The 12,568-nt window shown below is 56.8% G+C and carries 14 protein-coding genes; all 14 read left to right on the forward strand.

The window, feature by feature from the left end; all coding sequences use genetic code 11:
• Positions 1-482: 482 nt before the first annotated feature.
• Positions 483-797, forward strand: coding sequence for a hypothetical protein (locus tag VMN77_00070; protein ID HTN42171.1), 315 nt, complete (start codon positions 483-485; stop codon positions 795-797).
• 82 nt (positions 798-879) lie between these two features.
• Positions 880-1,200 carry a hypothetical protein gene (locus VMN77_00075; protein ID HTN42172.1) on the forward strand — a complete coding sequence of 107 codons (321 nt, stop codon included), beginning with the start codon at positions 880-882 and terminating at the stop codon, positions 1,198-1,200.
• Positions 1,201-1,307: 107 nt separating this feature from the next.
• Positions 1,308-2,237 (forward strand): hypothetical protein, encoded by a 930-nt coding sequence (locus tag VMN77_00080; protein HTN42173.1) that lies wholly within the window; start codon positions 1,308-1,310, stop codon positions 2,235-2,237.
• A gap of 6 nt (positions 2,238-2,243) precedes the next feature.
• A complete protein-coding gene (locus VMN77_00085) occupies positions 2,244-2,669 on the forward strand; it encodes a copper resistance protein CopC (protein ID HTN42174.1) in 426 nt (141 codons plus the stop codon).
• Positions 2,666-3,784: a CopD family protein gene (locus VMN77_00090; protein ID HTN42175.1), complete on the forward strand. Its 1,119-nt coding sequence runs from the start codon at positions 2,666-2,668 to the stop codon at positions 3,782-3,784. The genes VMN77_00085 and VMN77_00090 overlap by 4 nt, the downstream gene beginning before the upstream one ends.
• 56 nt (positions 3,785-3,840) lie before the next feature.
• The gene (locus tag VMN77_00095; GenBank protein HTN42176.1) at positions 3,841-4,158 is read left to right on the forward strand and encodes a cation transporter; all 318 of its coding nucleotides are present in this window, start codon (positions 3,841-3,843) and stop codon (positions 4,156-4,158) included.
• A gap of 58 nt (positions 4,159-4,216) precedes the next feature.
• Positions 4,217-4,825, forward strand: a complete 609-nt coding sequence (locus VMN77_00100) for a c-type cytochrome (protein ID HTN42177.1) — start codon at positions 4,217-4,219, stop codon at positions 4,823-4,825.
• A gap of 14 nt (positions 4,826-4,839) precedes the next feature.
• Positions 4,840-5,160: a hypothetical protein gene (locus VMN77_00105; protein ID HTN42178.1), complete on the forward strand. Its 321-nt coding sequence runs from the start codon at positions 4,840-4,842 to the stop codon at positions 5,158-5,160.
• Positions 5,161-5,190: 30 nt separating this feature from the next.
• Positions 5,191-5,826 (forward strand): thioredoxin domain-containing protein, encoded by a 636-nt coding sequence (locus VMN77_00110; protein ID HTN42179.1) that lies wholly within the window; start codon positions 5,191-5,193, stop codon positions 5,824-5,826.
• 538 nt (positions 5,827-6,364) lie between these two features.
• Entirely contained in the window at positions 6,365-8,608 is a 2,244-nt protein-coding gene (locus tag VMN77_00115; GenBank protein HTN42180.1) for a TonB-dependent receptor, read from the forward strand.
• Positions 8,609-8,641: 33 nt separating this feature from the next.
• On the forward strand, positions 8,642-9,931 hold the full coding sequence (locus VMN77_00120) for a sialidase family protein (GenBank protein ID HTN42181.1): 1,290 nt from the start codon (positions 8,642-8,644) through the stop codon (positions 9,929-9,931).
• Positions 9,932-9,993: 62 nt separating this feature from the next.
• Complete coding sequence (locus VMN77_00125; GenBank protein ID HTN42182.1) at positions 9,994-10,494, forward strand: TlpA disulfide reductase family protein; 501 nt, start codon at positions 9,994-9,996, stop codon at positions 10,492-10,494.
• 183 nt (positions 10,495-10,677) lie between these two features.
• Positions 10,678-12,087, forward strand: a complete 1,410-nt coding sequence (locus tag VMN77_00130; GenBank protein ID HTN42183.1) for a PepSY domain-containing protein — start codon at positions 10,678-10,680, stop codon at positions 12,085-12,087.
• A 13-nt stretch (positions 12,088-12,100) separates the two neighbouring features.
• Positions 12,101-12,568, forward strand: a 468-nt coding sequence (locus VMN77_00135) for an energy transducer TonB (GenBank protein ID HTN42184.1), incomplete at its 3' end; no start/stop codon positions are given.

The following is a 12,568-nucleotide window of genomic DNA, read 5'->3' on the forward strand; positions in this document are numbered from 1 at the left end:
TGACCCTTAATAAAAATTTAAAATAATCTCAATCCGGTGTCGCGTCACGCACGCGTTCGTCTTAATCTACCCAAGAGACGGGCGGGATACGTTCTGTCCGCCCCTCGTCCGGATTGCAGACATACGAAATCATCCAAAAGGATAAAACGTCTATGGTTAAATATAGGGTTTCACCGTTGATCTGTCCCCATTGTAAGACGGGCGGGGATGGGAATGTCATCAGCCTGTATTGGGAGTACAGAGAACGCAATTGGCATTGTATCATTTGCGGCTATCGGGGCTATGAATCCTCGGCTCAGTCAGGGGGAAGAGAGGCGGCCCAATATTAAAAGGAAAGGCCTGCTCGGGATGGGGTCCTCCTTTGCGGGGATTTGCAATGCGGCAAATCCAGAACCTCCAAGTCCCCGTCTCGGGCAGGCCTCTGCTTGGCCACTTCACCAAGGCCGTAAACGAAGTGGGCTGAGAATCGGTTGGAGGAAGCCATGAATAGCACAGTAAAACCCGTTGGTACCGTGGTGATTGGGCTCTTGCTCCTGTCAACGCAGGCCCGTGCGGCTGAACAGAAAACCATCCTCATGCTGGACGGAAGGTTCTTCGAGTCCTATTCTAGGGAGATCTACGAGGCGTTGACGGCCGTGAAGGGAGTGAAGAGCGTGGACTTGAAAAGCATGAAGGGCCACGCCGTCGTCAATCATGATGAGACCGTCAATCCGATGGTGCTCGTCACGGCGATGAATGGACTAAAGGACACTAAGGCGGAAGCGGAGTGGAACTGTACGGCGGCGGCTATGAAGTAGGGAACATGCCCAAAGGATTCTTCTTGACTCTTCAAGAACTTCGGTATAGTTTAAAAGAGATTTCCCTGGCGGATGGTTTGTCATGCTGACGCAAAAGACACAGATCAGGCGGACCGCCCTCCTTTTGGTGTTGGTCTATCTGTTCCTCTCCGGCTTTATGACGATCGGGGCGGTGCAGCATGACTTCAATCATGGGCACAATGCCGACCATGCCAAACAACACGCGTCCCCTGCCTGTGATTGGATGTGTACGGCTTCGGCTTTTATTCATTCAGCCGATCCGAATCTCACGCAAGGTTTTAATTCTTCTTTTGAAAGCAAGATAGTTTATCGCGAACGCGTCTTTGCAAGCCTTTCCATCTTTTCGTTATATATCCGCCCGCCCCCTCATCCCCTCTCGTAAGAAAAATAAATAATCCAATTGATATTCCTGTGGTGTGGATTCATCCGTCCATTCGGCCGTGATGAATTCTGCTTCGATCACAGGCCAAAAATCATTGGGAGGGGAACATGCTGCGTCGACTATCATTTTTTATAATATTGATGCTGTGTCTTAGCGGTTTTATGGTCAGCCCAACGGCTCTGTGGGCCCATGGGGTGGTGGGACAGCGGTTTTTCGTGGAATCGGAATCCGTTGAAGATCCCTTCGCATCCGATGAAATGGACCTCTTTGACTATTCTCACCAGCATGACGGCGAAGGCCAAAGTACTTCATACGGCGGCGGGATTTCCAAACGGCTGTCGCCCAATCTGGGGTTCGGTATGGAATGGGAATACGACGTGGACAATCCTAAGGAGGAGTCCGCGGTTCGGGGTTGGAGCAACCTGGCGCTGCATGTCAAATACACGATGGTGCGTATTCCGGAACATGAATTTATCGCCTCCGCGATGGTGGATTACGATTGGGGTAACACAGGCGCAAAAAAGGTCCGGGAGCAATTCAGCACGGTCACCCCGACCCTTCTCTTCGGGTACGGATTCGGTGACCTTCCCGATTCCTTGGCGTATTTGAAGCCGTTTGCCCTCACCGGGTCGCTCGGCATCGGCTCCCCTTTCCGGAATCCGAGTACCGACGGTGGCGAAATCGAAAACGACCTCAGCTACGGTCTGGTCCTGCAGTACAGCCTTCTCTACCTTCAGTCGTTCGTCAAAGACATCGGCCTCGGATGGCCTTTCAATCGTCTTGTTCCGATCATGGAATACAGTGTCGACATGGGTTTTAACGGACCGGATTTCGGGAAGAAAACCGGGGCGTATTACCCGGGCATCGTCTGGGCCGGTCGGTACTACCAGGTGAACGTGGAGGGCATCGTGCCGATCAACAGTCAGAGCGGAGGGTACGGGGCTCAGGCCTTGATCCACCTGTATCTGGACGACATGTTCCCCAAAACCTATACTTGGACTCCCTTCTACGGAGTTTTAGGTGGAACTCAAAGGTAAATTGCAATGGACTGCGAAGCCGGTTTTTTTTCAAGCGGCTTGAAGCGGGACCCCGGGAATGAATTCCCAATAAAAATATCGGGGGTCCTGCTGGCATTCGTCTTAAGCATTCCCATTTCGGCGGGAGCCCATGCCTTTCCGGATCATTCGGATCCGCGGGTGGGGTGGGCGTTGAAGACTTCACCCGCGACCGTCCGAATCTGGTTCGATGGGCCGATCGAACCGCTTTTCAGCACGCTGGAGGTCTTCGATTCCAGCGGGAAGAAAGTGGACAAAGGAGACAGCCAGGTGGATCCCGGTGACCATACCGTTCTTGAGGTCGGCGTGCCGGCCCTGCCGCCGGGGACCTACACCGTCTCCTGGAGCGTGATTGCGATTGACACCCATCATACCGAGGGCCGTTTTAAATTCTCAATCGAAGGCCAATCATGACCGGACATTCGATGATATTTCATGTTCTGGTCCAGTGGCTAAACTTCCTTGGGGTCGTTGGGTTGGTCGGCCAGGTTCTGTTCCGATGGCTTGTTTTGAATCGTTCCCTCGAGGAACTCGGTCCGGGTTCTCCCGAGTTTGATAAGGCCCAGGCGATGAACCGGAAGGAGATGAGGCGTTGGATGGGTCAGCTCCTGATTCTATTATTCATCGTTACTGTTCTGGATTTGATCATCCGCGCCGAAATGATGAGCCGGAAACCCTTGTCGGCCACGATCCCGATGCTGCCCCTTATTATTTCCCAGACTCATGCGGGAAAGGTGTGGATGGCAAGGATGGTCCTTCTCGGCGTTCTCGGGGGACTGTGGTTTGTTATTAAGGATTGGCCGCACCCCGTGCTGCAAGTCCTCATGCTGCTGGCCTCCGCAGGTCTCGCCCTTACCGCAAGCCTCTTGGGTCATGCGGCGGATAAAGGAGATCTCTCCGTTGCCGTGACGGCCGACTGGATTCATGTCCTGTCGGTATCCGCTTGGGCGGGCGGGTTGGTTCCGCTGCGGTTTCTGATGCCGAAAATAACCCCCGGGCTGGATCCAAGGCATCGTCTCAGCCTGGAAGCCGCGGCGGTTCAACGGTTTTCACAGGTGGCCGTATTTTCTGTTGGCCTTTTGATTCTTAGCGGAGTCTACAGTGCCTGGCTTCACCTCAAGACCCTGGAAAACTTTTTGGGGACCCCGTACGGAATCACGTTGTTGCTCAAACTCATTTTTATCCTCCCCGTGCTGGTACTGGGTGGCCTCAGCCGGTACTACATTCGTCCGGTGCTCCAGTCTCTGGCGGGAAAACCGGTCCGTGAGGGTATCGTCGGCCGGTGGGCTCACCGGGCGGTGTGCATTCTGGGAGGGGAGTCGACCGGCGAGGACTATCGCATGCTTGAACGGGGGTATCGTTCGAGACAGGTAGCGGTCGTTCACTTTCGGGTCTTTGTCGCCCTCCAGTGTCTCCTCGTAATGGCCGTGTTGGGATGGACGGCCTTGTTGACGCAAACATCGCCGCCGAATCTGACCCATTTCGGAATTTCGGACCAACCGGCCGATATGAAAGATATGGGGATGTAGGAGAAATGGATTGTAATTTTACCGGAGGTTATAAGGAAAAGGGGAGGAGGCTGAATATGCGTGGAATAATGATTATCGGCGTCTTTACCGCCGCAATGGTCATGGGGATGTTGAATAACCAGATACAGGCTGCGGATCAGCAGGTCACGCTCATGCTGGGGGGACAATATTGTGAGTTCTATCCGAAGCAAGTCACGGACGCGTTGATGAAGGTCAAAGGGGTGAAATCCGTCGATCTTCAGAGCATGAAAGGCCACGCCGTTGTGGAACACGACGGCAGCGTGAAGGAGGACCAACTGGTCCAGGCGATCAAGGGCGTCAAGGGCACGAAAGGCGGGGTGGAATGGTATTGCGACGCCGAGGTGATGAAGTAGAACGCGGGTTCTCCTGATCGGTATTATTGTTGCTTGCAATGCGAATGGGGCCGATACGATGTGGAAAAAGACGGTGATCGTAATCGGTTTCGGAATGGTGTTGGGGTCCCTATGGGCGGGGGCATGGTTCGTGCGGCACGGATTCAGCGCCAAGGACGAGCCGAGCGTTCCCGAGCTGAAATTGGCCCGGTATCTGCGGCATCTCGCCGTGCCTCGACAACAGAGGGAAGCCAAAAACCCGATTCCGGCCACGCCGGAGATTTTGACGGAAGCCCGGGAGCATTTCGCCGATCATTGCGCCGTGTGTCACGGAAACGATGGAAGCGGAAAGACGGACATCGGCCAGGGTGTTTATCCCAAAGCTCCCGACTTGAGGCAGGAAGAAACCCAATTGCTTTCGGACGGGGAGTTGTTCTACATCATTCATAACGGGATTCGGTTCACCGCGATGCCGGGGTGGGGAACGGGTCGTCCGGAAGACGATCGTGACAGCTGGAAACTGGTCCGGTTCATCCGTCACCTTCCCGTGATCACCGAACAAGAGCTGGAGGAGATGAAACGGTTTAATCCCGTAAGTCAGAGGGAACGGGAGCGCCAGGAGGAGGAAGATCGCTTCCTGCGGGGGGAACCGATTCCGCTACGTCCGGAGGCTGGCCACATGCATTGAGAGAGGGGCGCTTCATGCGGTCCATCGCTAATTCGATTATGGTTTGTGCGCTGTTGACGACCGGGGCGCTGAGTATTGCGCATGCCCATGGACGGCATGTGATGGGAAGGGTGATCGGTCTTGGACCCGGCCAGGTTCAGGTTCGCACGACCGATGAGCAGACTCTTACGCTGATTCTGACCCAGGACACAAAAGTTCGGGCAACCCAGGGATCCGAGGGCGCGGAGACATTGCAAGTCGGGGATCGATTGGTTGCCGACGTGGTTGAGGAACAGGGTCGGCTTGTCGCTCGCGAAATTCGGTTTTCGAGGGCGCATCAGAAAAAAGAACCGTAAAAAGACATTTCATGTCGAAAGGAGCCATTTATGAGACCAAGGCTGATTAAACTCTTCTTCGTCATTTTTTCGGCCGTGACCGCTATTTCAACGGGGGCATTATCACCGATTCAAATAGATGCGGACCAGACCTCTCCCTATCGGATTTTGAACGAACCGTCCACGCACACCGCCGGCAAAGTGCGGATGGAAATCTTCGTCGATTTTTACTGTCCTCATTGCCATCACTTTGAATCCATGGTGCTTCCGGAATTGAAACGGGAATTTGGAGACAAATTGGAAGTGAGCAATGTGGGATTTCCCGTGATTCGCAACAAACCCAGCATGCCGTTCGAACTGTATGAGGCTGCGCGAGGGGAGGGCCGGGGGGATATCATGGCCGGCGTTCTTTTTCGGGTGCTGCAAGATGAGCGCCTGAATATTCTCGATCCCTCGGTGGAGGACAAAGTGATTCAGGAGGCGGGCATGAATCCGGAGGTCATGAAGAATCAAATCGCCTCGGGGGAGCCGAAACGTAAATTGGAAGAAGGGGTCTCGAGGGCCAACCGCTACGGAGTGCATTCCACGCCGACCGTGTTATTGGACGGCTATGTGTTGTCCGACGTCCCTACGGCGGAGAATCTTCGCCCCCTTGTTCAAAAACTATTGGCAGGAGAGAGGCTGTAGCCCGGATTCAGGCCGCCAGCCTTCAGGCAAAGGAATGAAATTTCTCCTCTTCATGAAAAACTCACGGCGCCCAGGGTTCCGATCCCGGTCGTGGCGGTTTATTCTGACCGCGTTCGTGATCATGAGCTACCTCACCCTCACGGGCGAGGCCATCCGTTGCCAATACGCTACCCATACCCACGAAGAACATCACTCCTCATCGTCGCATGACCACCACGCGACCCATTGCATGATGTCCACCCATTGCGCCGCGGCCGCTATGCATTCGGCCACGCCCGCACAACACTGCCCACTCCAATATATTGCCCGACTTATTGGGCCCGACCCGATCGTTCCAGAAAACGGCGGTATTGATGTCGCATCCAGCCGCGCTCCTCCTTCCTTCTCCTCCGTCGTCTAAATCCTAACAACGTCATTGTCGCGCGGGGGCTGTTTCGCGCCGCCCAGGCGTCCGGGACGAGTCTTCATCGGAGGTTTTGCCTGCCCGCATGACCCGCGACCGCACCGTATCCCACTTCCACGGATGGAGGACTTTTAAATGATCTGTATCCGAAGTACAGGCCCTATCGCTGTTATCTGTTTATTGTTATCGGTGCTTCCGTCGTTGTCCATAGCGGAGGAAGTGCCCCAGCTGCAGGAGACCACCTCATCAGAGGACACAACAACAACTGACAAATCGACTGAAGCGAACGAAACACCGGAAGCCCCAACAACCACCAAAGCCAACGAACCAGTCACTTTGGGCGAAATAAGCATCGTCAGCACCCGTCCTCAGGAGGGGCCGCAAGGGACAGCGATCACCACAGCGCCGCGCGAAGAGATGGACCTTCGGCCGACACGAAACTTCCTCGAATCGCTGCAGGCCATACCTGGGATCACCACCCAGCAAGGGAATGGACCGCGAGATTTCAACATATCTATCCGCGGCTTCGGGGCAAAAACCTCGTTCGGAATCCGCAACGTCAAAATGTATGAGGACGGCATCTCTCAGACCCAGTCCGACGGTTTGTCGCGGCTCGACCTGCACGATCCCTGGTTCATGCAAAGCGTGGAGGTGCTTCGGGGTCCCTCCTCTTCGCTGTATGACAACTACGCGCTCGGCGGCGTCCTTTTTTTCAGAACGCGCCGAGGGAGCGACCTGATGGGGACCGAAGGGGACGTGACCTTAGGCTCCTTCGGCTACCGAAAATACGCGCTTGCCTACGGCACGGATACACCGAATACGGATGTGGCCCTGTTCGGGAGCGCCGTCCACGAGGATGGGTTTGTCCAACACAGCGATTACAACACCACCACGGAAAACCTGAACTTCCGCGACCACATCGACGAACATCAGGATATCTACTTCAAAGCGATTAATAACTATATCAATGCCGACGTTCCGACTCGCCTTACTTTAAATCAATTTAATGCCGATCCGCGCCAGGCAGGCGGACTGGGAACCCGGACGGCGGAATCGTTGGACCAGGGGAGGGAGGATCGCCGTACGGTCCTGGGGACCCTCTACGAGCGGGAGATCAGAAGCGATACCATCCTGACAATGGAAGGCGATTTCGATTTAAAAGACATCAATCAAACATTCAATCAGATCACGGCGAACGTCAATCCCAACTTCAAATATTATGGGAACCTGCGGCACGACGGTTCCCTGCTCGGAGCGCCGCTGCACAGCACCGTTGGACTTTTCGTCAACTATATGGAACAGGAAGGCCAGACATTCCAGAATCTGAATGATTTCTATGGCACACGCGGTGTGCTCCTTCAGAACACTCACGGCTCGATCACGAACGTCGGAGGACGGTTCCGGGAGGAGTGGGAATTCGTTCCCCACTTGACCGCCGCAGCCGGTCTCGGTGTCGAAAAGTCGAAAGTAAAGGCGGATGTCATCAACTACACGAGCGCCGGAGCGGTGAATAACCGCGTTTCGCCAGACCAGACCTACTGGAATTATGCGCCGGAACTCTCGCTCACACACCACACCGACCAGGGGGCCAAACAATGGATCCGGGCCTCAACCGGCTATGCCATCCCCGGCATCAGCAACCTGACCACCGATCTGACCGGCGGGCCCGGCATCAACACCGACCTGAAGTCTCAGACCAATCTTGGGTTTGAACTCGGGTCCGATACTCCGATCGGGTCGATCCTCTCTTTGCAATTGACCGGGTTCTGGACCAACTTTAAAAACGAGATCATTTCGCAAAGCACTGCCATCGGCAGTTATTCGATCAATGCGGATCGGTCCCGTTATCGGGGCGTCGAAGCTGGCGCCACAGTGAAACCGTTCGAAGGGGCGCGCATCACCGGCGCCTATACTTACTTGGACGCCACTTACCAGCGGTTTGAGGACCAGTATCTCGTTAGCGGCGTCCCCACCGTTTTCAACCGGGACGGGAAAGAGGTGCCCTCTGTTGTGAAAAGCCTGCTCTATGTGCAGGCCGCGTACGATCATCGATCCGGTCTCGGCGCCTGGGTGGAGACAACACGGGCCGGCGACTACTTCGCCGACAACGCCAATACGCTGGAGACACCTGGATACATCGTGGCGAACGCGAACATCCACTACCTCCGATCTTTTTCTTCCACCGGCACCATCCGCTTTTTTAAGACGTTTGTCGAAATGGACAACCTCTTCGATCGGAAGTACATCGGATCGACGGCAGTTGTTTCGGACTCGCCGTGCGGCGCCACGCCCACGTCAAACTGCATGGCTCAGAATGGCCAGGCGTTCTTTACGGGCAATGGCCGCGGAGTGTATGCTGGCGCGACGGTCGGCTTCTAGCAATTGAATCGTATAGGAGAAAAGGAGGCTTCAATGAAACAGGCAGACAAATTCATCGGCGGTGGAGCGCTCCTCACCATAGGGCTTCTTGCATCATGCAGCGGTCTGGGTGGAACGGTTGCGGAACGCCCAGAGATTGTCTGGAAGCCTTCACAAGTCGTCGTGCAAGGGACGAAAGACTACTCGCCCCCCTCGGTGACCGTGGACCGCTCCGGTCGTGTCATCCTCGCTTGGATTGAGAAGGAAAAACTGAGCGAGCGCGGTGCCGTCCGCCTGCTTTCGCTCACTGCGGCGGGGCGAGCGGAGAGCGGACCGGCGACGGTCAATCCGGCGGACAAAGGACCCGATGCGACCCACCTCTCTCCTGGACTCTCGGCGGGATCGGACGGACAAATTTATCTAACCTGGTCGGTTCCCAAGTTCGACGCAAACAACGCCCTTCGTTCGGACCTTGTGCTGGCCCGCTCGCTCGATGGCGGACGTTCATTCGAGGCGCCTCGGGTGATCAATGACGACGATACCCCTTCCTCTCACGGCTTCGAAGGAATCAGTGCGGCCCCGGACGGCGCCATCAACGTGAGCTGGCTCGACGGGCGCGAAAAGCAGAAGAGCGGGGCGGGTACATATTTCGCGCGCTCAACCGATCAGGGTGATACCTTCACGCCGAACGTCAAGGTGGACGGCGGGTCATGCCCCTGCTGCAGGCCTTCCACGGTCACCACCGCGGACGGCACGATTGTCGTCAGTTGGCGTAAGGTATTCGAGGGTAATGTGCGGGACATTGTGATCGCTCGTTCCACCGACGGCGGGCGGAGCTTCTCCTCCCCCGAGCGGGTCCGAAAGGACGACTGGGCTTTTCCGGCCTGCCCTCATCGCGGCCCATCGCTTGCCGCGGATGCCCAGGGGCGGGTTTATCTGACCTGGTATACCGAGGGAGCCGACGAGCAGCCCCGTATCTACTTTGTGACTTCGGACGACGCCGGACGAACCTTTTCTTCCCCCCTCTCGCTCCACACCGCGACCCCGTCACTCCCAGACCAACCCAAAATGGCCATCTTTCCCAACGGCGTCGTCCTCGTCGTCTGGGAGGAGGTGACCGGAGTCCACAAGCGGGTGGTAATGCGCTTCTCGACCGATCGCGGCGCCACCTTCTCCGCGGCGCAGATTCTGAGCGACGGCCCCCAGGGATCGAATCCCGCTGTGGCGATCCACCCCTCCGGTCTCTTCGCCATAGTCTGGAACGAGCGCGCCTTTCCGAACAATCAGATTGTCGTTCAGACCGGAACCTTCCATTGGCCTTCGCGGGAAAGAGGAATGAGATGATACCCCAGACAGATCATTTCGCTGGATGGACGACTATTTTCATCGCTGGAGCCGCGGCTCTAATGTTCGGTCTTCCGACGCCGGTTCGGGCCGTTGCGGCGAACGATCTCTATTCGCGGGCGGGATTGACGCCGGTCAAGAGGCGGATCGAACCGCCGGACTTCTCGCTCAAGACGCCGAATGGATCGGTGATCGACCGCCAGTCCCTGATCGGCCGGGTGGTGCTCGCTAATTTCTGGGCCACTTGGTGCGAGCCGTGCAAAGAGGAGATGCCCGCGCTGCAGCGACTGAACGCCGCGCTCTCGGGCGAGCCGTTTCAGGTCGTTGGCATCACCACGGACGACCGCGTTAAGGCGATTTCCGAGTTCACCGCGTCGCTGGGGTTGAACTTCCCGATTCTGCTCGACGAGCAAAATGAGGTCAGCGATGCGCTCCAGGTGCGCGGTCTTCCGACCACCTTTCTGATCGGACCCGACGGGCGGGTGCTGGCCCGCGCCGTCGGCCCGCGCGCATGGGACGGCCCCGAGATGCTTGCATTGATCCGATCGCTGATGTGGCCATGAAAACCCACTGTCGGTGCTTGGGTCGATAAAGATTGAATTTTGAGGAAGGATCGTACGCTGTCGGGGCGAGCCAAATAGTAAATGGGCAAAGAATAGCGGGGAGGGGTCGTGTACGGCGACGGTTATGAAATAGATCAATATCCAAAAAACAAAGAGCAGTGAACACTGTCTTGGAGGACGACAATGGAGCAATCTGAGTCTCATAAGCCCTGGCCCGATCATCGGGCCGTTTGGCGGTGGCATTTTTACGCCGGTCTCTTCTGCATTCCATTCGTAATCTTTCTGGCAATCACTGGTACGATCTACCTGTTCAAGCCGCAAATAGATGCCTGGCTCGATCGTCCCTACGATCATCTCGTCATTACGGGCTCGCCTGCGGCCGCCGAAGCCCGGGTGAAGGCCGCGTTGGCCGCCATGCCGGGATCAAGGTTGCAGGCATATGAATTGCCGCAGGCACCCAACGCCGCTACCCGGGTCATCGTCAACCGCAAAGATGACCAGATCCGGGTGTACATCCATCCCGAAACACTGCAGGTGTTACATACTGTCCGCGAAGAGGATCGCTTCACACGGAAGATCTTCTACCTCCACGGCGAATTGTTGTTGGGTAATCCTGGCTCGACGATCGTGGAACTGGCGGCCTCCTGGGCAATCATTATGATACTCACGGGCTTGTATTTGTGGTGGCCCAGACAAAGTCGGGGGCTGGCTGGCGTTCTCTATCCTCGTAGCCACGGTGGAAGGCGCCTCTTCTGGCGAGATCTGCACGCGGTCACTGGCGTGTGGATTTCGAGTCTCGCGTTGTTTATGCTGCTGACGGGCCTGCCATGGGCGAAACAGTGGGGCAGTTACTTGAAGGAGATCCGTCGTCTCACCGGTACCGCCGTTGCACAGCAGGATTGGCCCTCCGGCCATCCCGATGGTCAGGCGCGGCAAACCGCAGCTGATGTGGAGGCCGGCACGGCGAGCGAGAATGCGGAGCACGCCGCTCATCAGACCACATCGGCGAAAAACAAAGACACGGTCATGGACTCGCCGGATTACGCCGCGATCGACACGATGGTGGCCACCATTGTGCCGCTTCATTTGGCCTCTCCCGTCCTGATCTCCCCACCCGCAAATGGCTCGCGCAATTGGACGGCCAAGTCGGACGCACAGAACCGGCCCTTGCGCGTGAACTTGGTGCTGGATGGAACGACTGGCGCGATCCTTAAACGGGTAAACTTCAGCGATCATCATCCCATAGATCGACTCGTGGGCATCGGCGTTGCCGCCCACGAAGGGCAGCTTTTCGGCTGGCCGAATCAACTTCTGGGGATTCTAACCGCTTCCGGCCTTATTCTCCTGAGCGTCAGCTCCGTGAACATGTGGTGGCGGAGGCGTCCCGCCGGCGTGCTTGGCGCCCCGGATCCGGTCCAGAACACTCGATTCTCGATCGGCCTCGGCATCCTGATCCTGTTATTTGCCGTCTATCTGCCGTTGTTCGGCATATCTATGATCGTTGTGAAGCTCGTTGAAAAGCTGATCCTCGGTCGTATTCCCGCTGTTCGTGATTGGTTGGGCTTGAATATGGCGGTGGCAAGATCGAGATAGAAAGGGATGACGCATGACGGTACCGCGCAAGTTTCCCTGGGACAGACTGGCGGGACTGCTGGTCGTGCTTGCATTGCACGGTGCGGGGTTGTATGCGTTGTGGGAGTACCAGATTCAAATCAGTCCGCAGGAGGCGGTCACGCTCTTCGTGAACTTCATCAACCCTCCGCCCCCGGCCAAACAGCCGGAACCGCCCAAACCCAAGCCGCTGCCCAAACCGGTCAAGCCGGAGCCGCCTCCGCCGGAGCCTCCGCAGATTGTGGTCGAGGCCCCGGTGGTGACACCGGAGGAGCCGGTGGCGCCGCCACCGCCCGAGCCGGTCGTCGAGGCCCCGCCCGAGCCGGCCGGTCCGGTGATGCTCGCCTCCGAACTCGCGGTCACCTGCCCCAAGCGCTCGCCCCCGGAGTATCCTCCGGCTTCCCGAAAGATGGGAGAACAGGGGCGGGTCGTGCTCTGGGTGGAACTGGACGAACAGGGACGC

This window comes from Nitrospiria bacterium, assembly GCA_035498035.1.
Classification (GTDB): Bacteria; Nitrospirota; Nitrospiria; order JACQBZ01; family JACQBZ01; genus JACQBZ01.